17 protein-coding genes are annotated in these 20,280 nt (G+C 74.5%); 13 read left to right on the top strand and 4 right to left on the bottom strand.

Annotated features, from left to right (window positions below; translation table 11 throughout):
- Positions 1–73 precede the first annotated feature (73 nt).
- The 3 genes from JYK04_RS18815 to JYK04_RS18805 all read right to left on the bottom strand — a co-directional run bounded on the left by JYK04_RS18815 (position 74) and on the right by JYK04_RS18805 (position 1,231).
- Positions 74–307, bottom strand: a complete 234-nt coding sequence (locus tag JYK04_RS18815; RefSeq protein ID WP_189735360.1) for a chaplin — start codon at positions 305–307, stop codon at positions 74–76.
- 251 nt (positions 308–558) lie between these two features.
- Positions 559–969, bottom strand: coding sequence for a rodlin (locus JYK04_RS18810; RefSeq protein ID WP_030011310.1), 411 nt, complete (start codon positions 967–969; stop codon positions 559–561).
- A gap of 79 nt (positions 970–1,048) precedes the next feature.
- Entirely contained in the window at positions 1,049–1,231 is a 183-nt protein-coding gene (locus JYK04_RS18805; RefSeq protein WP_189735362.1) for a chaplin family protein, read from the bottom strand.
- A gap of 174 nt (positions 1,232–1,405) precedes the next feature.
- Here JYK04_RS18805 and JYK04_RS18800 point away from each other — a divergent pair, with 174 nt between their 5' ends.
- The 9 genes from JYK04_RS18800 to JYK04_RS18760 all read left to right on the top strand — a co-directional run bounded on the left by JYK04_RS18800 (position 1,406) and on the right by JYK04_RS18760 (position 13,081).
- Positions 1,406–2,494: a DUF3344 domain-containing protein gene (locus JYK04_RS18800; RefSeq protein ID WP_373297384.1), complete on the top strand. Its 1,089-nt coding sequence runs from the start codon at positions 1,406–1,408 to the stop codon at positions 2,492–2,494.
- Positions 2,495–2,513: 19 nt separating this feature from the next.
- Positions 2,514–3,701, top strand: a complete 1,188-nt coding sequence (locus JYK04_RS18795; protein ID WP_229875096.1) for a glycosyltransferase — start codon at positions 2,514–2,516, stop codon at positions 3,699–3,701.
- Positions 3,698–5,227: an exopolysaccharide biosynthesis polyprenyl glycosylphosphotransferase gene (locus tag JYK04_RS18790; RefSeq protein WP_425282271.1), complete on the top strand. Its 1,530-nt coding sequence runs from the start codon at positions 3,698–3,700 to the stop codon at positions 5,225–5,227. Before JYK04_RS18795 ends, JYK04_RS18790 begins: the two co-directional genes overlap by 4 nt.
- The gene (locus JYK04_RS18785; protein ID WP_189735367.1) at positions 5,227–6,627 is read left to right on the top strand and encodes an O-antigen ligase family protein; all 1,401 of its coding nucleotides are present in this window, start codon (positions 5,227–5,229) and stop codon (positions 6,625–6,627) included. The genes JYK04_RS18790 and JYK04_RS18785 overlap by 1 nt, the downstream gene beginning before the upstream one ends.
- A 389-nt stretch (positions 6,628–7,016) precedes the next feature.
- On the top strand, positions 7,017–9,080 hold the full coding sequence (murJ, locus tag JYK04_RS18780) for a murein biosynthesis integral membrane protein MurJ (protein WP_425282277.1): 2,064 nt from the start codon (positions 7,017–7,019) through the stop codon (positions 9,078–9,080).
- Positions 9,070–9,846, top strand: coding sequence for a polysaccharide deacetylase family protein (locus JYK04_RS18775; RefSeq protein ID WP_189735368.1), 777 nt, complete (start codon positions 9,070–9,072; stop codon positions 9,844–9,846). The genes murJ and JYK04_RS18775 overlap by 11 nt, the downstream gene beginning before the upstream one ends.
- Positions 9,843–11,111 (top strand): glycosyltransferase, encoded by a 1,269-nt coding sequence (locus tag JYK04_RS18770; RefSeq protein WP_229875097.1) that lies wholly within the window; start codon positions 9,843–9,845, stop codon positions 11,109–11,111. The genes JYK04_RS18775 and JYK04_RS18770 overlap by 4 nt, the downstream gene beginning before the upstream one ends.
- Before the next feature lie 72 nt (positions 11,112–11,183).
- Positions 11,184–11,942, top strand: a complete 759-nt coding sequence (locus JYK04_RS18765) for a YveK family protein (protein WP_189735370.1) — start codon at positions 11,184–11,186, stop codon at positions 11,940–11,942.
- Positions 11,939–13,081 carry a GNAT family N-acetyltransferase gene (locus tag JYK04_RS18760; RefSeq protein ID WP_189735371.1) on the top strand — a complete coding sequence of 381 codons (1,143 nt, stop codon included), beginning with the start codon at positions 11,939–11,941 and terminating at the stop codon, positions 13,079–13,081. The genes JYK04_RS18765 and JYK04_RS18760 overlap by 4 nt, the downstream gene beginning before the upstream one ends.
- Positions 13,082–13,086: 5 nt before the next feature.
- On the opposite strand, the gene JYK04_RS42400 is transcribed toward JYK04_RS18760, so the two are convergent.
- Positions 13,087–14,811, bottom strand: coding sequence for a glycosyl hydrolase (locus JYK04_RS42400; protein WP_189735373.1), 1,725 nt, complete (start codon positions 14,809–14,811; stop codon positions 13,087–13,089).
- Between the two features lie 294 nt (positions 14,812–15,105).
- On the opposite strand from JYK04_RS42400, the gene JYK04_RS18750 reads away from it, so the two are divergent.
- From JYK04_RS18750 to JYK04_RS18735, 4 genes are all read left to right on the top strand, one after another.
- Complete coding sequence (locus tag JYK04_RS18750) at positions 15,106–16,458, top strand: carboxylate--amine ligase (protein WP_373297386.1); 1,353 nt, start codon at positions 15,106–15,108, stop codon at positions 16,456–16,458.
- A 67-nt stretch (positions 16,459–16,525) separates the two neighbouring features.
- On the top strand, positions 16,526–17,827 hold the full coding sequence (locus JYK04_RS18745) for an NAD(P)-binding domain-containing protein (protein WP_189735698.1): 1,302 nt from the start codon (positions 16,526–16,528) through the stop codon (positions 17,825–17,827).
- A 24-nt stretch (positions 17,828–17,851) separates the two neighbouring features.
- Positions 17,852–18,136, top strand: a complete 285-nt coding sequence (locus JYK04_RS18740) for a hypothetical protein (RefSeq protein ID WP_189735376.1) — start codon at positions 17,852–17,854, stop codon at positions 18,134–18,136.
- Between the two features lie 12 nt (positions 18,137–18,148).
- On the top strand, positions 18,149–20,236 hold the full coding sequence (locus JYK04_RS18735) for a SpoIIE family protein phosphatase (protein ID WP_373297387.1): 2,088 nt from the start codon (positions 18,149–18,151) through the stop codon (positions 20,234–20,236).
- Positions 20,237–20,280 lie beyond the last annotated feature (44 nt).

The raw sequence follows: 20,280 nt of genomic DNA, 5'->3' as shown, positions 1-20,280 counted from the left end.
GGCCTCGGAGTGCACCGCCGTGCACTCCGAGGCCACACCGAGGAGGCTTGCCCTCGCGGGCACAAGCGCTTCGTCAGGCGTTGACGCAGGTGTTGCCGAACGCCGGGTTCAGCAGCGCGATGATGTTCACGGTGTTGCCGCAGACGTTGACCGGGACGTGCACCGGCACCTGGGCCTGGTTGCCGGACAGGACGCCGGGGGAACCCACGGCCTTGCCCTCGGCGGCCGCATCGGCCATGGCGGGGGAGGCGGCACCGGCGAGCATGAGAGCGCCGGCGGCCAGCACCACTGCCTTCTTGTACGTCATTTTGATTTCTTTCCTTCCCGCAGAGGCGTGTCCACTGCAGAATTAACAACGAGCGGTCCGGGAAAAAGAAACCGCACATTTTCGGCGGCCGGTCGACAATTCATCCCGGCGTCCGGTCCGATGTCCGGATCGAATTCATGGTGCCGGTGGATTCATATCGACAATTCCGGGGCCGGGATCGTCCCGGCTCAATATGCGGCGAGGCCGCCGCGACCCGGTGGGTGCGACGGCCTCGCTGGCGCGGGCCTCGGTCAGCTGCCGTTCGAGACGTTGCCGGAGAGGACCGGGATGTTGTCCAGGATGTGCGACAGGGCCTCGTCGCCCTTGGCCTGGGTGGAGTTCTCGGTGCACTGCTGGTTCTGCGGGCTGGACAGGACGGGGATGTCCTGGACGCCGACGTTGATCAGGGCCAGCACGGACTGCACGTTGGCCTTCGCGGGGAGGGCGATGCAGGGCTTGTTGAAGGAGCCCTGGATCAGCGCCATCTGCGGGCTCATGTTGCCGTAGGTGGCCTGGTTGCCGTAGATCTGCGCGGCGCCGTTGCCCTGGACGGTGTTGACGCCGTTGTCGTTGCCGATCGCCATCGCCTGCGGGGCCATGGCGGCACCGATGCCCACGACCGAGGCGGCAACCGCGGCCGAGGCCATCATCTTCTTGATCATTGTCGTCCCTTTTTTGCAGGATTGCCCGGTAGCGGAGCACCCGGATCAACGGCGCGGCCCCGGCTCGGGTTGCGTGGCTTCACTCGGATGCGGGCGTTTCGGGCAGCACGGTTGACGGTCGGGCGCCCATGCGGGTGGTGCCGGACGCGGGTTTCGGCGGGGCGGCCGCGTTCGCCGCGGGGCCGCAGGCGTGCACCGGGACGCCGACGGGCGCCTGGAGCGGGTTGCCGCTCAAGGCGCCGGGAGACCCGCCGGTCTTCATCTCCCCATTTCCTTTCGGTTCGAACAATGGTGCAACCCATAACGACCCGCCCGTTGCGAGGGTGCGTGCTATCGCCCAAAAGGCCGTACGGGCGAGTCCGGCGTGATTTCCAGCCTGATTTCTGCCAAAGTTCACTCCTGTTTTGTCCCCCTGATCGAAAATGGAGACAGGGTCATGGGTTCCTCCCGCAGAATCCTCGGCACGCTCGGTCTGCTGTCCTGCCTCACCCTTTCCGTCAACGCCCAGACGGCGGTGGCCGCTCCCGCCCCCAAGGAGCTGGCCCGGGTCCCATTCACCCAGCGTTACCAAGCCGTGCAGCACGGCGGGCTGGTGCGCGCCTCCAACTCCGGCATCAGCTGCCGCAAGGAGCAGTCCCCGCAGGCCGAGCCGTGCGCCGAGGTCAAGAAGGGCGCGGCGGGGGTCAACGGCGACTTCGAGATGTTCTACAGCGAGGTCGACAAGGACCCGGACACCTACAACTCCACCCGGGCCGAGCTCAAGGTCCCGCAGGGCGCGAAGGTCTCGTACGCCCGCCTCTACTGGGGCGGGAACCTGCGGGTGGGTGAGCAGAAGCCGCCGCAGGACAACGGCCGGGTGCTGGTCGCCGAGCCCGGCGGCGCGTACAAGGAGGTCCTCGCCGACACGGTGATGGGCCACCGCACGGACGCGGGCAGCGATGCCTACCAGGCATCCGCCGATGTGACCCCGCTGGTCCGCAAGGGCGGTGCCGGCCTGTGGACGGTGGCCCAGCTCAACATCGCGATGGGCCACTCCGAGGTGGGGGCCTGGGGCGGCTGGACCCTGGTCGTCGCCTACGAGCACCCGCAGGAGCCGGTGCGCCGGCTCTCGCTGTGGGACGGCTTCGAGTCGATCGCCGCCCGTGCGGGTGAAGCGGCCGTCGAGATCGAGGGCCTGGACGCGCCGGCCGGCTCCGCGGGCCGGGTCGGGGTGGTCGGGTACGACGGGGACCGGGGCGTCCTCGGGGATTCACTCACCGTGACGGCCGACAGCGGGCGCCGGGTGAGTCTCAGCGATGGAGAAAATCCTTTTAATGATGTTATGAATTCCACGATCACGGAATTCGGCGATCAATCGTTCGTGCGACAGCCCGAACATATGAATAATCTCGGATATGACGCGGACGTGTTCGACCTGAGTCCCGCCCTGTCCGGTGGTGCCCGCAGTCTGAGCTTCAGGTTCACGGGTGAAATTCAGGGTCATTTCCTCGGTGTGCTCTTCGTTCAGACAGACGCGCGCCGCTGAACGTAGGAGACCGCTCCACGTGCCCAGTCAACCTCGGGCGGTACAGCCCACGACCGTCCTCCACCTGGTACAACCCGTCGACGGCGGTGTGGCCAGGGTCGTCACCGACCTCGTCCGCGCGCAGACCGCCGAAGGGCTGCGCGCCGTCGTCGGGTGTCCGCCCGGCGGCACGCTCGGCGACGCGGCCCGGGCCGCCGGGGCCGAGGTGCTCACCTGGCGCGCCGGGCGGGCCCCCGGGCCCGGACTGCCCGCCGAGGTCATCGGCGCCCGCCAGGTGCTCCACCAGGTACGGCCCGACCTCCTGCACGCCCACAGCGCCAAGGCCGGCCTGGCCGGCCGGCTCGCCGCGCGCGGGCGCCTGCCCACCGTCTTCCAGCCCCACGCCTGGTCCTTCGACGCGGTCGGCGGGGCCACCGGCGCACTCGCGCTGCGCTGGGAGCGGTACGGGGCCCGTTGGGCCGACCGGGTGCTCTGCGTCAGCGACGCCGAACGCCGCGCCGGCGAGACCGAGGGGATCACCGCCCGCTGGTCGGTGATCCGCAACGGCGTGGACCTGGACCACTTCCGCCCCGGCGGACCGGACCCCGACCGGGACCGGGCCCGGGCCCGCGCCGAACTGCCGCTGCCCGGGGGCTTCCCGGCCGAGGGGCCGCTCGCCGTGTGCGTGGGCCGCATCTGCCCCCAGAAGGGGCAGGACATCCTGCTGCGGGCCTGGCCGGAGCTGCTCGCCACCATCCCCGGAGCCCGCCTCGCCCTCGTCGGGGACGGTCCCGACACCGAACGGCTGCGCCGCATCGCCGCGCCCGGGGTGCACTTCGCGGGCGCCGCCGCCGACATCCGACCGTGGCTTCGGGCCGCCGATCTCGTTGTACTGCCGTCGCGATGGGAAGGCATGGCGCTCGCCCCGCTCGAAGCCATGGCCTGTGGCCGCCCGGTCCTGGTCTCCGACGTCAGCGGTGCCAGGGAGAGCCTGCCGCCGGGCCAGGGACGCCTGTGCCTGGTGCCGCCGGAGGATCCGACGGCCCTGGCCCAGGCCCTGGGGCGGCTGCTCGCCCAGCCGCGGCTGCTCGCCGAACTCGGGGAGCAGGCTCGGCAGCACGCCCGGACCGACTTCGACGTGCGGCGGACCACGGACGCGGTCACCGGCCTGTACCACGAACTGCTGGGCAGGCCCCGGCCCTTGAACCAGGAGCGCATCAGCCGATGACGATGGACAGCGCACCCGCCCGGCACACCGGGCAGGGCGGCACGGGGCCCGCCGGCGGAGGCGCCTTCGCGCCCGCGCCCCCCGCTGCGGCCCGCCGTTCAGCGACCGCCATCCACCCCCCGCGCGGGCCCAGGGCCGACCCGGCCCGCTCCGCCGTACGCACCCGGCGCGTCCGCCGCCGCGGCCGAGTGCTCCCCCTGCTCACCGCCGACGCGCTGGCCGCCGTACTCACCGCGACGACCCTGCCCGCGGCGGCGGCGCCCGTCCTGTCCGCGGCCCCCGTCCTGCTCGCCGCGCTGCACGCGCAGGCCGGGCTCTACCGGCCGCGGCTCGCCCCCTCCGCACTCCTCGAACTGCCCGTGCTGGCCGGCCGCTCCGCCGTGCTGTGGTGCTCGGTCGCCGCCGTCACCGCCGCCGCCGACCCGGCCCGGGCCATGGGCTGGAGCGCGCTGCTCACCGCCGTCTGCCTGCAGGTCGTCCTGGCGTGCGCGGGCCGCGGCCTCGTCAACGAGCTCCAGCGCCGTTCGGTCGTACGCCGGCCCGCCTCCGCCCTCGTCGTCGGACCCGGCGCCGGGGCGAGCGCGGTGGCCGCCGCCCTGCACGGCCGCCCCGAATTCGGGCTGCGCCCGGTCGGGCTCGCGGATCCCGGCGCGGGCTACGCCCCCGCCGAGGGCGACGGCGGCGCCCTGCCGCTGCTCGCCACCCACGAGGACATCCGGCGCGCGGTCATCCAGAACTCCGTCGGGCACGCGGTGTTCACCCGCCCCCCCGAGGCCGACGAGCGCACCGCCTCCCTGGTCCGGCTCTTCCACGACCACGGCTGCCGGCTGTGGCTCGCCGACCCGGCCGGCACCGCCAAGGTCACCGGCATGCGGCTGCCGCACCCCGCCGACCAGCTCTGGGGCTACGCCGTGCAGCCGCTGCTGCCGCGCCCGGCCCGGCCGTTGGAGCGCTGGGCCAAGCGGGGCATCGACACCGTGCTCGCCCTGATCGCGCTGCTCGCCGCCGCGCCCGTGATGGGGGCGTGCGCGCTGGCCGTACGGGTCTGGGACGGGCCGGGGGTGATCTTCCGGCAGGAGCGGGTCGGCCTGTACGGGCGTCCCTTCACCCTCCTGAAGTTCCGTACCCTGCGCGCCGACGAGCACGAGGCCGCCACCCGCTGGACGGTGGCGGGCGACCGCGGGATGAGCCCGGTCGGGTCCTTCCTGCGCAAGTCCTCGCTGGACGAGCTGCCGCAGCTGTGGAACGTCGTACGCGGTGACATGGCCTTGGTCGGCCCCCGCCCCGAACGGCCCTTCTTCGTCGCCAAGTTCTCCACCGTCCACCCCGGCTACGAGGCCCGGCACCGGATGCCCGTCGGCATCACCGGCCTCGCCCAGATCAACGGCCTGCGCGGGGACACCTCCATCGAGGACCGGGCCCGCTTCGACAACCACTACATCGACACCTGGTCGCTGTGGCAGGACCTGTGGATCCTCGCCCGCACCGCGGCCTCCTTCTTCCGCTTCCGGCTGGGGGGCAGCTGATGAGCCTCGCCGTACCGGGCCGGCTGGTCCGGCCGGACGTGCCGGGTCTGCTGCGCCGGCACTGGCCGCTGCTGCCGCTCGCCGCCACCGTGCTGTTCCTGCTCGCCCCGCTCCCGGCGGGGGACGCCACCGCCTCCGGGAAGGTCGGCCCGGCCGACGCCGCCTCGCTGCTGCTGGTCCTCGTCTGCGCGGTGCAGGCGCTGCGCGGCCGGGTGCGGACGCTGACCCCGCTGGGCGTGCTCGTGCTCGGGGCACCCGCCGTCGGCCTCGCGGTCGCCACGATGACCGCGGGCGACCCGTACGCCGCCCTGCCCGGCTTCGTGCGCTACCTGCAGGTCTTCGTCCTGGTCCCGGCGGCCGTGGTGCTGCTGGTGCAGGGCGCCGCGGAATTCCGGCTGGCCGCCGGGTGCTTCGTGGTCCTGGCGCTGGTGCAGGGCGCGGTGGGGGTCGTGCAGTACGCCACCCACACCGGTGCCTCGTACCAGGGCGCGGACGTCCGGGCCGTCGGCACCTTCGGCCCCGGTGACGTCATGGGCATGGCCACCGTCGTGGCGTACGGGCTGATCGTGGCGACCGCCGCCGGGCTCGCTCCAGGACTGCCGCGACGGCTGCGGCGGATCGCCGGCGGCTGCGCACTGGCGCTGGTGCTCCCGCTGGTGCTGTCCTTCAGCCGGGGAGCGTGGATCGCCACCGCCGGCGCGGCGGTGCTGGTGATGGCACTGGCCGGGATCCGGCGGGCCCTGAAGGTGGGCGCCGCGCTCGCGGCCGCCGGGGTGGTCCTGGTCGGCGGGTTCGGGGTCGGCTCGGAGATGGTCGCCGAACGGCTGACCTCCATCACCCAGGTCTCCAGCGCCCCCGACCAGTCGGTGACCGACCGCTACACGATGTGGGCCGCCGCCGAGTCGATGTGGCGCGAGCGGCCGGCGGTGGGGGTGGGGCTCAAGGGCTTCCCGGCCAACCGGGACGGGCACGCCTCGCTGGGCCTGTCCTCCGGCAGCGACACCGCGGGCGCCGGCCAGGCGTACCTGCGCCAGCCGCTGCTCTCCCCGCACAACATGTACCTGCTGATCCTGAGCGAGCAGGGCCTGATCGGGCTGGTCGCACTCGTGGGCGGCTGGGCGGCCCTGCTGGTCGCGGGGCTGCGCCGGCTCGGCTCCGGCGGGGGCGCGGGTGCGGGTGCGGCTGCGCGGGACTGCGGGCTGATCGCGATCGGGCTGTTCGTGTGGCAGCTGACCGACTTCCTCTACGCGGACATCGGCGGGCCGTCCACGGTGCTGACCGGAGTGATCATCGGCCTGGCGGCCTGGTGGGCGCTGTCCTCTCCGGGGGCGGCGGATTCCGAGGCGCTCGGCGGTGCGGGTTCACGGGGTAGGGCCCCCGGGGTTGCGGCCCGCCCGTGACGGACACCACGCCTCGACGGCCCGCCTCCGGCTCCCCGGCCGGGGCGGGCCACACCCGTGTCCCGGCGGACCCCGGCTTCGCCGGGCGCTCCCGGAGCGCGCCCCTGCCCGGGCGACCCGCCACCGGGGCCGACCCGGCCGGCCCTCCCGGCGCGGCCGGGTACCCGCGCAGCGCGCCCGGCCCGGCGGACCCCGGGTACCCGAGGAGCAGGCCCGTGACCGGGCGGCCCGCCGGGGATCCGGGACTCGCCGCGGCGGCCGCGCCGGCCGTGCCGGTCCCGGCGGCCCCCGGGTTCGCCGCCGGGGGGCTCCCGGGCGGCAATCCGGGTGCGCGCAGGCCCGTGTTCGGCTCCGCCGGATACCCGGGCGGAGCCTCGGGCCGCCACAGCATGCAGGTGGCCGCGAGCGGCTTCGGTGAAACCTCCGAGGCCAGGGCGAGCCAGGCCCGCCGCGCGGTCGCGCTTTCCGCCACCCCCGGCGGCAGCCAGGCCCCCGAGTCCGCCGGCCCCGCCGGGGGCCGGCTCCGTCATGCCCGCCGCGCGGGCGGGCTCTCCACCACCCCCGGCGGGAGCCAAGTCGTGGATGAGCCGTTCGCCCCGGCCGGCCCCGGCGGCAGCCAGCTGCCCGAGTCCGCCACCCCGAGCGGGAGCGGCCCCGGCGGGCGGGCTCGGCTCCGCCAAGCCCGCCGGGCGGGCGGGCTCTCCGCACCCCCCGGCGGGGGCCAGGCGGCAGGCGGGCTCTCCGCAACCCCCGGCGGGAGCCGGGCGGCGGGCGGCGCAGCCACCCCCGGCGCGAGCCAGCTGCCCGAGTCCGCCACCCCGAGCGGGAGCGGCCCCGGCACCGGCGGGAGTCAGCCGCTCGGGCGGTTCCTGGCCAAGGCCGCCGCCGTCACCGCCGGACTGACGGCCGCCGGGGCGGTGTTCGGGCTGGTGCGCGACCAGACCATCGCGCACCTCTTCGGGGCCGGGCACGACAGCGACGCCTTCCTGATCGCCTGGACCGTGCCCGAGATGGCCTCGACGCTGCTGATCGAGGACGCCATGGCGCTGCTGATGGTGCCCGCCTTCAGCCACGCCCTGGCCCGGCGGGCCGCCGGCCGGGCCGGGCTCACCCGCAGGGAGGCCCGCGCGCAGGACCCCGTACGGCTCCTGGTGGGGGCGACCCTGCCGCGTCTCGTCGTGCTCCTGGCCGCCGTCGCCTCCGTGCTGGTCGTGGCCGCGCCCGCCGTCGTCTCCGTGCTCGCCCCCGGCCTGCCCGACCCCGCACTGGCCGTCGAGTGCACCCGGCTCACCGCGCTGACCGTGCTCTCCTTCGGCATCGCCGGATACTTCAGCGCCGCGCTGCGCGCGCACAGGTCCTTCCTGCCGCCCGCCGCGATCTACGTCTCGTACAACGTCGGCATCATCGGCACGATGGTGGCCCTGCACACCCTGTGGGGCGTCCGGGCCGCCGCCGCTGGCGTCGCGGTCGGCGGGTTCCTGATGGCGCTCGTCCAACTGCCCGCCTTCGTCCGGAACGTGGGCTTCGGCCCGCCCCGAGCGAAGAAGGCCGCCCCGCGCAGCCAGCGCGACCGGGACCGCCCCACCCTCATCGCCTTCGGGGTCATCGCCCCCGTGATCTTCTTCGCGGTCTTCCGGCAGTCACAGGTGCTGGTCGAGAGGTTCCTCGCCGCCTCGCTCCCGCCCGGGGCGATCTCCCACCTCAACTACGCGCAGAAGGTCGCGCAGATGCCGATGGTGCTCTCGCTGATGATCTGCACCGTCACCTTCCCCGTCGTCGCCCAGGCCATGGCCGCGGGAGAGCGGGAGAAGGCCCGGCGGCGGGTGGAGCAGGACCTCGCGCTGGCCTCGCTCGCCGTCCTGATGGGCACCGCACTCGTCATCGGCTACGCGCCCCAGATCATCCAGGTCCTCTTCGAACGCGGCGCCTTCACCCACGAGGACACCCTCGCCACCGCCTCCGTCATGCGGGTCTACGGACTCGGACTCCTCGGCCACTGCCTCGTCGGCGCACTGTCCCGGCCCTTCTTCTCGACCGCCCGGCCCACCTGGTTCCCGGCGTTCGCGATGGGTGCCGGACTGCTCGTCAACATCGTGGCCGGAGCCTTCGCCGTCCGCTGGTGGGGCACCTACGGCATCGCCGCCGCCAACGCCGCCGGCATCTCCACCACCGCCGTCCTGCTGCTCACCGGCCTCGGCTCCCGGATCATCGCCATCCAGGTCCGCCGGGTCGTCGGCAGCATCGGCCGGCTCGCCGTCGCCGCCGTCGCCGCGGCCGGTACCGGCTGGATCGCCGGCCCGAAGATCCCCGACCCGATGCTCAGCGCCGCCCTCGGCTGCCTGCTGGTCCCGGCCATGTTCGGAGCCACCGGCATGGCCATACGCGCCCTCGAAGTCACCGCCCTGCCCGGTCAGATCTCCCAGCTCACGCAGAGGTTCCGCAATGTCCGCTGACACCGACACGGCCCCCGCCGCCGTGCTGGTCCCCACCCGCCGGACCGCTTCACCGTGGGTCCTGATGTACCACTCGGTCGCCGAGTTCACCGACCCCGCGGAGGACCCGTACGGCATCACCGTCACCCCGCTCGCCCTGGAGGCCCAGCTGCTGTGGCTGCGCTCCCGCGGCCTGCGCGGGGTGTCCGTGGGCGAACTGCTGCGGGCCCGCGCGGCCGGCCGCGGCGCCGGCCTGGTCGGGCTCACCTTCGACGACGGATACACCGACTTCCTGACCCACGCGCTCCCGCTGCTGAGCCGCTACGACTGCACCTCCACCCTCTTCGTGCTGCCCGGGCGGCTCGGCGTGGACAACGTGTGGGACCCGCTGGGTCCGCGCAAGTCCCTGCTCACCGCCGAGGGCATCCGCGAAGTCGCCGACGCCGGACAGGAGATCGGCTCGCACGGACTGCTCCACCAGGACCTCCCCGCGACCGCCGACGACGTGCTCCAGCAGGAACTGCGGGGCAGCCGCGACCTGCTGCGCGAGCTGACCGGCACCCTGCCCGAGGGGTTCTGCTACCCGTACGGGCACCTCGACGCCCGGGTAGTCGCCGCCACCCGGGCCGCCGGTTACGGCTACGCCTGCGCCATCGACCCCGGACGGCTCGCCGGCCCGCACGCGCTGCCGCGTACGCACGTCAGCCAGGCCGACGGCGGCGCCCGGCTGCGGATCAAGCAGCTCCGCCACCAGGTGCGCGAGCTGCGGCGCGGGGTGCAGCGATGAAGACGATGCAGTCGGTCAAGGCACTGCACATCATCACCGGGCTCGGCGTCGGCGGCGCCGAACAGCAACTGCGGCTGCTGCTGCGCCACATGCCGATGCAGTGCGACGTGCTGACGCTGACCAACCCCGGGCCGGTGGCCGAGGGGCTGCGCGCCGACGGGGTCCGGGTCGTCCACCTGGGCATGCGGGGCAACCGGGACCTGGGGGCGCTGCCCCGGCTGGTGCGGTTCATCCGGCGCGGCCGGTACGACCTCGTGCACACGCACCTGTACCGGGCCTGTGTCTACGGGCGCCTCGCGGCCCGGCTCGCGGGCACCGCGGCGACCGTGGCCACCGAACACTCCCTCGGCGAGGGCGAGATCGAGGGCCGGCCGCTCTCGGGCGGGGTCCGCACGCTGTACCTGGCCAGTGAACGCCTGGGCGCGGCCACCGTGGCCGTCTCCGACACCGTGGCCGCCCGGCTGGAGGGGTGGGGGGTGCCGGCCGCGCGGGTGCACGTCGTACCGAACGGGATCGAGGCCGTCCGCTTCCGCTTCGACGAGGGCGTCCGGCGGGCCACCCGGGCCCGCACCGGGCTGCCCGAGCGGGCCTTCGTGGTCGGCGGGGTCGGCCGGCTGGTCCCCGGCAAGCGGTTCGACGTCCTGGTGCGGGCCGTGGCCGCGCTGCCGGGGGCGCACCTCCTGCTGGCCGGGGACGGGCCGGAGCGGGCGGGGCTGCGCCGGCTGGCCGCCGAGCTCGGCGCGCAGAGCCGGATCCACCTGCTGGGGGAGCGGGATCCGCTGGGCGACAGCGCGGACGGCCGCACCCCGGGCATTCCGGCGCTGCTGGCCGCGATGGACGTCTTCGTCTCCCCGTCGCGGGAGGAGTCCTTCGGGCTCGCCGTCGTGGAGGCCCTGGCCGCCGGGCTCCCCGTCCTGCACGTGACCTGCCCGGCCATCGACGACCTGCCCGCCGCGCAGGCCCCCGGGGCCCGGCGCATCGGCACCGGCACGGAGGAACTGGTCGCGGCGCTGCGGGGCCACATGGAGGCGGGCGCGCGCCGGCTGCCCCCGCCGCCGGTGGTCCGCCGCTACGACATCGCCCGCAGCGCGCGGCAGCTGCTGGACGTGTACGACCTCGCCCTCTCGGCCGCGCCGGGCACCGCCGGGACGGCCCGGGGCCGCGCCGCCGCCGGCCCGGCGCCCGGCGCCGGCGGCGCAGCCGTCGTCGGTGCCCGGCGCGAGCCGGTCGGGCCCGGACCTGCGGAGCCGACCGGCACCGGCTGATCCCTCCCCTGCCCGAAGGGGTCCCGACGGGACCCGAAGGAACTCCCCTCCACCCAGGAAGCGAGCACGTCCATGGCCGACACGTCCGAGAAGAACCCCGAGAAGAAGGCCGAGAGCAGGTCCGAGCGGAAGCCGGACCACCGCTCCGAGCGCAGGCAGCGCCGCCGGAAGCCGTGGGCGCCCCTGTGGTGGCCGCTGCCCGCCTGCGCCCTGCTGGGGCTGGCCGCCGGCGGGGCGTACGGGGTGCTCAAGGCCCCCGAGTACGCCGCCACCAGCTATGTCGTCGCCGTACCCGACGACACCACCGAGCCGGCCACCGCCCTCGGCTTCGCGCAGGCCTACGCCCGGATCGCGACCAGCAGTTCCACCCTCGCCTACGCCCAGCCGCGGGCCGGCGTGAGCGCCGCGAGGCTGCGTACCCAGGTACGGGCCGAGACCTCCCCCGAGTCCCCGATGATCGCTGTCACGGGCACCTCCAAGAGCCCCGCCGAGGCCGCCGACATCGCGAACGCGGTCGCCGACGCACTGTCCCTGAGCAGCAATCAGGCCGCCAAGAACACCGGTGTACAGCTGCTGCTCTTCAACCAGGCGGTCGCCCCGTCCGCACCCGCCTCCCCGTCCGCCGCCGTCAGCGGCGCCGTCGGGATGTGCGCCGGCGGACTGCTGGGCGGGCTGTGGCTGCTCGCCCGGCCGGGCCGCGCGCGGCGTTCCGAGGACGGCGCGACCGGGTCCCCGGTGGAGGCGGCCGCCGAGTCCCCCGTCGAGGAGTACGCCTCGCTGCCCGCCCAGGGTGAGCCGGCCTCGGCCAAGGAGAAGGAGTCCGTTCGATGAGTCCGGGCTCCGCCGGGGCCCTGTCGGTGACGCTGTGCCGCGACCCCCGGCAGTTCGCCGCGCTGGAGGAGTCCTGGAACAGGCTCTTCCGCGGCTGCCCCACCGCCACCCCCTTCCAGAGCCACGCCTGGCTCCACTCCTGGTGGCTGTCGTACGGCAAGGACGGCCGGCTGCGGATCGTCCTCGTCCGGCGCGGCGAGGAGCTGGTCGGCGCGGTCCCGCTGATGCTCGTACACCGGCCGATGCCCCTGCTGGTGCCGATCGGCGGTCCCATCACCGACTACTTCGACGTGCTCGTGGCCGCGCAGTACGCCGACCAGGTCCTCCCCGCGCTGGCCCACGGGCTGCACCGGGCCGCCCGCGGCGCCGTCGTGGACCTGCGGGAGGTACGTCCCGGGGCCGCAGCCGAGGAGCTGTACCGGCAGTGGCCCGGGGTGTCCGCCGTGCTCACCGACTCCACGTGCATGGAGCTGCCGACCCTGCCGTTCGACGAACTGGTCAAGCGGATGCCGGCCTCCGGCGCCCAGCGGGTGCGGGCCAAGCTGCGCAAGACCGACGCGGCCGGGATCGAGGAGCACGAGGTCACCGAGCAGGAGGTGCCGCGCGCCGTACGGACCCTGCTGCGGCTGCACGAGAAGCAGTGGCGCGGCCGCGGGGTGACGCCCGAGCACCTGCGGCCCCGCTTCGCCGAGCACCTGACCCGGGCCACGCGGCGGATGGTGCGCGCCGGGGAGAGCCGGCTGACGGAGTTCCGGCTGGACGGCAAGGTGGTGGCGGCCAACGTCACGCTGCTGTCGGCCGGGCTCAGCGGCGGCTACCTGTACGGGGCCGACCCCGACCTGCGGACGCGGAAGGTGGACGTCGCGACGCTGCTGCTGCGCTACGAGGCCGGGCGGGCGCTCGCCGAGGGCCGGCCGGTGGTGAGCTTCCTGCGCGGCAACGAGCCGTACAAGAACCACTGGCGGCCCGAGACGGTCGTCAACCGGCGCTTCCTGCTGGCCACGGCGGCGCTCGCGCCCCTGCTGCGCGTACACGAGTCGCAGGTGACGGGGCGCGAGCGGGCGGTGGACGTACTGCGGGAGGTACTGCCGGCCGCCAGGGACTGGCGGGCGCGGCTCAACGAACTGCGGGTGCGATGACCCGTCTAGAAGGGCCAGAAGCTGGATTCCTTGCCGAAGTCCAGCTTGATGCAGACCGACTGCTTGCCGACCAGCTTGGAGAGCCACTCGCCGAAGTTGAGCGGCACGCACCAGTGCCTGCTGTTGACCGGCGGCGGCGTGGGCTGCGGCAGGGGCTTCGGCGGCGTGGGCTCGGGCTTCGGCGTGACCGGGCTCGGCGTGACCGGGCTCGGGACGAGCGGACTCGGGGCGACCGGGCTCGGGGTGACCGGGCTCGGGGTGACCGGGCTCGGGGTGACCGGTGCGGGCGCCGGGACCTGGGGCGTCGGGACCGCCGGCGAGGGCCGGGGGGTGGGCTCGGGATCCGGGTCGGGGTCGGGGTCGGGGACCTCGGGTGTCGGGACGAGCGGACTCGGGGCGACCGGGCTCGGGGTCACCGGCAGCGGGGTCTGCGGGCTCGGGGCGACCGGCGTGGGCGCCGGGACCTCGGGCTTCGGTACCTCGGGCTTCGGTACCTCGGGCTTCGGTACCTGAGGTGTGGGGACCAGGGGGGTCGGGACCGCGGGCGTCGGGACCACCGGCGTGGGCGTGGGGAGCTCCGGCTTCGGGACCGTGGGAGTGGGCGCCTGCGGGGTCGGGACCTGGGGCGTCGGCACCTGGGGGGTCGGGACCTGCGGGGTCGGTACGACCGGCGTGGGCACCACGGGGGTCGGGACCACCGGGGTCGGCACCACGGGCGTGGGCACCACCGGGGTCGGGACCACCGGGCCGGGCCGCTCGGGCGTCAGCGCGTCGCGGAACGCCTTCGAGGACTCCGGGTTCTGCTTGCACTGCCACACGCCGTGCGGGCAGTAGTCGGTGATGGTGTGGTAGAGCGGCTTGTGCTGCTCGATCCACTTCAGCATGCGCCGCACGTACTCCGGATTGTCCCCGCGCCGGAACAGCCCCCACTCCGGGTAGGAGATCGGCTTGCCGTGTGCTTTCGCGAAGTCGACCTGCTGCTGGAGCCCGTACGGCTGGGTGATCTGGTCGTCGAAGGTCCGGCCGGGACCCTGGTCGTAGGAATCCATTCCGATGACGTCGACCACGTCATCTCCCGGGTAGCACTTGGTCCAGCCGATCGCGTCCGCACCTCTGTTCGGGGCGAAGTCGAACTTGAACTCCTGCCCCGGCACGGCGCGCATCGTCGTGACGATGCGCTTCCAGTACACCTTCCAGTTCTCCGGGTCCGGTGCGCACCGGTGGGTGTAGGTGACGCCGTTCATCTCCCAGCCGAGCACGATCACCGTGTCCGGGACGCCCAGCTCCACCAGCCGCTCGGCGAGCCGCTGGAAGTGCCGGTCGTACCGGCCTTCCGCGCCCGCCCTGATCAGCTGGGCCACCCGGTAGTCGGGCACCCGGCCCTCGTTCCGTTCCTGCATGGGCACGTTGAGGACGAACAGCCGGTCGTCCTCGGCCTGGCGCCAGTCGGCCCAGTCCTCCAGGAACGAGACCCTGCCCTCGATACCGGCCCACTTGTCGCCGGGGAGATAGGTGTGCCCGACCCGGATGTTCTTGCCGCCCAGCCAGCTCGACAGGTACGGGATCCGGGCCACCCCGGGCGGCCCGTAGTCGAGATAGGCGCCCATGGCGATGTCGGACCCCTCGGGCCGGTCCTTCTCGGGTGTCGCGAGCGCGGCACCGGTGGCCAGCAGTCCGGCCGTGACCGTACCGATGCAGGTGCTCGCCAGTCGGCGGCGTGGTCTGGGCATGGCGTCTCCCGAGCTTTCCTGAATCGGTGTGCTTACCAAAGACGTTAGGCATCAGATCTGACGAATGGCCTGTCCGGTGACTGCCGCGTAGGCCATTAGCAGCTGCGCACCACCCCCGCTTGGTCCGACTAGGTGAAAGACACCGTTGCCATGCACGCGTATCTCAACCATGTGCCCGCCGTCGTGCTCAGACTCGATCGGAATCCGTTCCACCACGGAACCCTTGGCGCCGTCAGATCCCTTGGCCGCAAGGGCGTGGAGGTCCATGCCGTCGTCGAGGCCGGGGGAGGCCCCATGGGGCGTTCGCGCTATCTGCGCGCCGTGCATCCCGGACCGGTGGGCGGGTTGGACCCCGAGGCGCCCGAGGCGTTGCTGGAGTGCCTGACCGGGGTGTCGGAGCGGATCGGCCGGCCGGCCGTGCTCATCGCGATGGACGACCTGAGCGCGATCGCCGTGTCCCGGGTCGCGCCGATGCTCCGCGAGCGTTTCCGGATTCCCCATCAGCCCGACAACCTGCCCGCCCGGGTGGCCGACAAGGCCGAGCTGTCGCGGCTCTGCGCGCGGTGGGACGTCCCGCACCCGGAGACCGTGATCCCGGCGAGCGGGGCCGAGGCGGCCGAGGCGGCCTGGCGGCTCGGCCTGCCGGTGATCGCCAAGTGGAGCCGGCCCTGGCTGCTGCCCTCCGGAGCCGACGGGCTGCGCAGCACCATGCTCGTGCACACCACCGCCGAGGCGCGCCGGCTCTACGAGCGCTCCGCCGAGGCCGGCAGCAGGCTGCTGCTCCAGCGGTTCCTGCCGGCCGGTCCGGACACGGACTGGTTCTTCCACGGCGCCTTCGCGCGGGGCGGGCATCCGCTGCTCGCGGGCTCGGGCCGCAAGGAGCTGTCCTGGCCGGTACGGACGGGGCTGACGGCCGTGGGGCGCTGGCTGCCGGATCCGGCGGTGGAGGAGGCGGGGCTGCGGCTCGCCGAACGGCTGGGCTACCAGGGGATCCTGGACCTGGACTTCCGCCGCGACGAGCTGGGCTGCTTCCGGCTGGTGGACTTCAACCCCCGGCCGGGCGCGCAGTTCCGGCTGTTCACGGACTCGGCCGGGCTGGACGTCGTACAGGCGATGTACCTGGATCTGACGGGCCAGCAGGTCCCGCAGCCTTCGGGCGGCCCGGGCCGGGTGTTCGTCGCGGAGAACTACGCGCTGCTGGCGCGGCTCCGGGGCGGGTCGATGCCGCGCCGCCCGGCGGTGGTCCCGGCGGATCCGGCCGGGCCGGCGGCGGCGTCCGCGTCCGCTTCCTCGGGCCCGGGCGCGGGCGCGGGCGCGGATCAGAGGTCGGTCCCGGAGCGGGCCCCGAAGCGGTCCGCCGAGCGGGGGAGCGTCGAGACGGCCTGGTTCGCCGCCGACGATCTGCTGCCGTTCCTGGCGATGCTCGGCGCTCTGCTGGGGCGGGGCGCGGGCAAGGGGGTACGGGTGCTGCGCGGGGTTCCGGAGCAGGGCCGCCGCACGGCGCTCGCGGTCGTCCGCGCGCCCCGGCAGCGCGGCCGGAACCAGACGCCCACCGGTTCCGGCGGCTCGACCGGTTCCGGTGGACAGACCGCCCGTCCCGTTCCGCCGGCGGCCTCGGCCGAGCCGGACGAGCTGGTGTCCCGTTGACCGGGACCGTCACGGCGGACCGGGCCGGGCCGGTGAACATCGAGCTGGAGGAGCGGCGTTGACGCGGATCGACGATCTCGTGGTGATCGGTGCGGGCCCGTACGGGCTGTCGATCGCCGCCCACGCGGCGGCCGCGGGGCTCGGCGTACGGCTGCTGGGGCGGCCCATGGCCTCGTGGCGCGACCACATGCCCGACGGCATGTACCTGAAGTCGGAGCCCTGGTCGTCCAACCTGTCCGCGCCGGACGGGCGGCACACCCTGGCCGACTACTGCGCCACCCTCGGCATGACCGCGGAACACGGCACTCCGCTGCCGATCGGCACGTTCAGCGCGTACGGGATGTGGTTCGCCCGGCAGGCCGCGCCCGAGGTGGAGGAGGTGACCGTCCTGGAGGTGACCCCGCAGGGCGACGGCTTCCGCGTGCGCACCGCCGAAGGACCGCCCCTGCTCGCCCGCGCGGTGGCCCTCGCGGTCGGGGTGATGCCGTTCGTCCGCCACCCCGGGGCGCTGGCGGACCTCCCGCCCGCGCACTACTCGCACAGCAGCGGCCACCGCGACCTGAGCCGGTTCGCGGGCCGCGAGGTCGCCGTGCTCGGGGCCGGGCAGGCGGCCCTGGAGACCGCCGCCCTGCTGGCCGAGCAGGGCGCGCTGCCCTGCCTGGTCGCCCGGCGCTCCCGGCTGAACTGGAACACCGTCCCGCAGCCCCTGGACCGGCCCCCGATGCGGGCCCTGCGCGATCCCCACAGCGGCCTCGGCACCGGCTGGCGCAGCTGGGTGTGGTCGGAGCTGCCCTGGGCGGTGCGCCGGCTGCCCGCGCCCACCCGGGAACGGATCGCGGCGACGGCGCTGGGCCCGGCCGGCGCCTGGTGGCTGAGGGACCGCTTCGAGCGGCGCGTTCCCGTCCTGCTCGGGCACCGGCTGCACCGGGCGGTGGCGGTGGGCGAGCGGACCCGGCTCGGACTGACCACCCGGGCGGGGGAATCCGTGGTGCTGGACACCGCGCACGTCATCGCGGCCACCGGCTTCGCCCCGGAGCTGGCCCGCCTCGAACTGCTCGACGCGGGGCTGCGGGCGGCGCTGGAGACCGTGGGGGGCAGCGGGGCGCCGGAGCTGAGCCCCGGGTTCGAGTCCTCGTGGCCCGGGCTGTTCTTCGCGGGGCTGCTGACGGCTCCCTCATTCGGCCCTTCCATGCGATTCGTACACGGCGCGGGCTTCACGGCGGGGAGACTGGTGAGAGGAGTCCGCAAGCGCCTCGGTGCCCGGGGTCCGCGGCCGGGTTCCCCCGGTGTCGCCCGGCCGGGCCGGGCTGCTTCCCCCGGGCCCGTTCCGGGGGTACCCCCAGGGCATCCGAAGACGTATCTGCGGTGAGATCCGCGGAGAGAGGGGTCCGTGATGAGCTCGGAGCGAGCGCAGGGCCGCGGCTGGGTGCGCATTCCCGCCAGCCGCGGGGAACAGCCCGCCGGTCGTGCCAGGGCCGCCGGGTACGACCGCGCCCCGTACCCGGGCCCGTACGCGGGGCCGTACGCGGGCCCGTACGCGACGGCCTCCCCTGCCGACCAGCCCACGATCTACCTCTCCATGGTCAAGCGCTGGAGGGAGGCCGGGCGCACCCTTCCGGGGCATCCTGACGAGGAGTGGGAGCGGCTGATCTCCCAGCCGTGCTGGCCCGGCCGTTAGGTGGTGGGGAACGTGGCAGCGGCGGAACGGGACGGACCCGAGCCGGTCCGGCGGTCCCCCGTGACCGCTCCGGGGGAGCGGTTCGCGCTCAACGGCATGGGCAGTCTCGAATGGGACCTGGATGCCGGGACGGTGGTGCTGGACGAGGCCGCGATGAAGGTCTTCGACCTCGGGCCGGGGGAGTTCGACGGCACCGTTCCCGGGGTCGGGCGGCGCATCCCGCCCGCGGACGGGGTCCGGCTGACCGAGATCATCGACGGTGTCCTGGCGGGCGGCGGGGACACGTACGGCGCGTACTTCACGGTGCAGCGGCGCGACGGCCGCGACCAGTGGACGCACACCTCGGGCCGGGTGCTCCGGGACGGCGCCGGGCAGCCCGAGCGGATCGTGGGGATCGTCCGGGACGCGACCGCCGAGCTGGCCCACGCCACGCTGCTGCGCAAGCTGGAGGCGGCGCGCGCCCAGCAGACGACGATCGTGCAGCGGACCACGGAGGCCCTGTCGCGGGCGGTGACGGTCGACGACGTCACGGCCGCGCTGACCGGGGCGGGCGCGCTGGAGCGGCTCGGTGCGGACGGACTGGCCCTGGGGCTGGTCGAGGGCGGCACCATCAAGATCATCGCGTTGAGCGGGGAGTCCCTGGAGATCCTCGGCGAGCGCCGGTTCACCCGGCTGGACGGTTCGCTGCCGCTGTCGCACACGGTGCTCACCCGGCAGGCACGTTTCGTCACCTCGCTCACCGAGCTCGGCGGCGAGTTCCCGCTCCTCGCGGACTACCTGAACCGCATCCGGTACGACGCCGCCGCCTACCTGCCGCTGATCGCGCAGGCCAAGGCCATCGGCGGGCTGGTCCTCTTCTACCGGCGGCGCACCGAGTTCAGCCCGGAGGAGCGCAACCTCTGCCTGGGCCTGGCGGGCATCGTGGCCCAGTCCCTCCAGCGGGCGCTCCTCTTCGACCAGGAGCGGGAGTTCGCGACCGGCCTGCAGGCCGCCATGCTGCCGCGCCGGATCCCGGAGATCACCGGCGGGGAGATCGCGGTCCGCTACCACGCCGCCTGGAGCGGGCGGGAGGTCGGCGGGGACTGGTACGACGTGATCTCGCTGCCCCGCGACCGCGTGGGCGTCGTGGTGGGCGACGTCCAGGGCCACGACACGCACGCGGCGGCGATCATGGGCCAGCTGCGGATCGCGCTGCGGGCGTACGCGGGGGAGGGCCATCCGCCGTCCACCGTGCTGGCGCGGGCCTCGCGCTTCCTCGCCGAGCTGGACACCGAGCGCTTCGCCACCTGCATGTACGCGCAGGTGGACCTGGAGACGGGCGGCGTACGGGCGGTCCGCGCGGGTCACCTCGGACCGCTGATCCGGCACACGGACGGGCGCACGGGCTGGCCCAAGGTGCGCGGCGGCCTGCCGCTCGGGCTGGCCTCGTTCTTCGAGCACGAGGAGTTCCCCGAGACCCGGCTCGACCTGGTGCCCGGGGAGACCCTGGTGCTGTGCACGGACGGCCTCGTGGAGGAGCCGGGCACCACGATCACCACCGGGATGGACGCCCTCGCCCAGGCCGTGCGCAGCGGCCCCCAGGGGGCCGCGGCACTCGCCGACCACCTCTCCGACCGGCTCTGGGAGCGCTGGGGCTCCGGGGACGACGTGGCCCTGCTGGTGCTGCGCCGGGCCCCCGACCCGGGCACCCACCGGGCGCCGCGCATCCACCAGTACGTCCACCAGGCCGACCCGGAAGGCCTCTCGGAGGCCCGCTACGCCCTGCGCCAGGCCCTGCGCGACTGGGGCATGCCGGAGCTCGCCGACGACGTGGAGCTGGCGGCCGGGGAACTGCTGGTCAACGCCCTGCTGCACACGGACGGCGGGGCGGTGCTGACGATGGAGGTGCTGCCGGAGCCCGTCCGGCGGATCCGGCTGTGGGTCAAGGACCGCTCCAGCGTGTGGCCGCGCCGGCGCACCCCGGGCGAGGCGGCCACCACGGGGCGCGGGCTGCTGCTGGTGGACGCGCTGGCCACGCACTGGGGCGTGGAGTCCCGGGGCGACGGCAAGGCGGTGTGGTGCGAGTTCGACGCCGGCGGCGTCCGGCGGAGCACGGGGTGACCGGGCGGTCACCCCGGGTTGTGGGACTCCGGGGTCGGGGTGAT

This window comes from Streptomyces nojiriensis, from assembly GCF_017639205.1.
GTDB classification, from domain to species: Bacteria; Actinomycetota; Actinomycetes; order Streptomycetales; family Streptomycetaceae; genus Streptomyces; species Streptomyces nojiriensis.
This window is presented reverse-complemented; position numbering and strand designations above follow the sequence as displayed.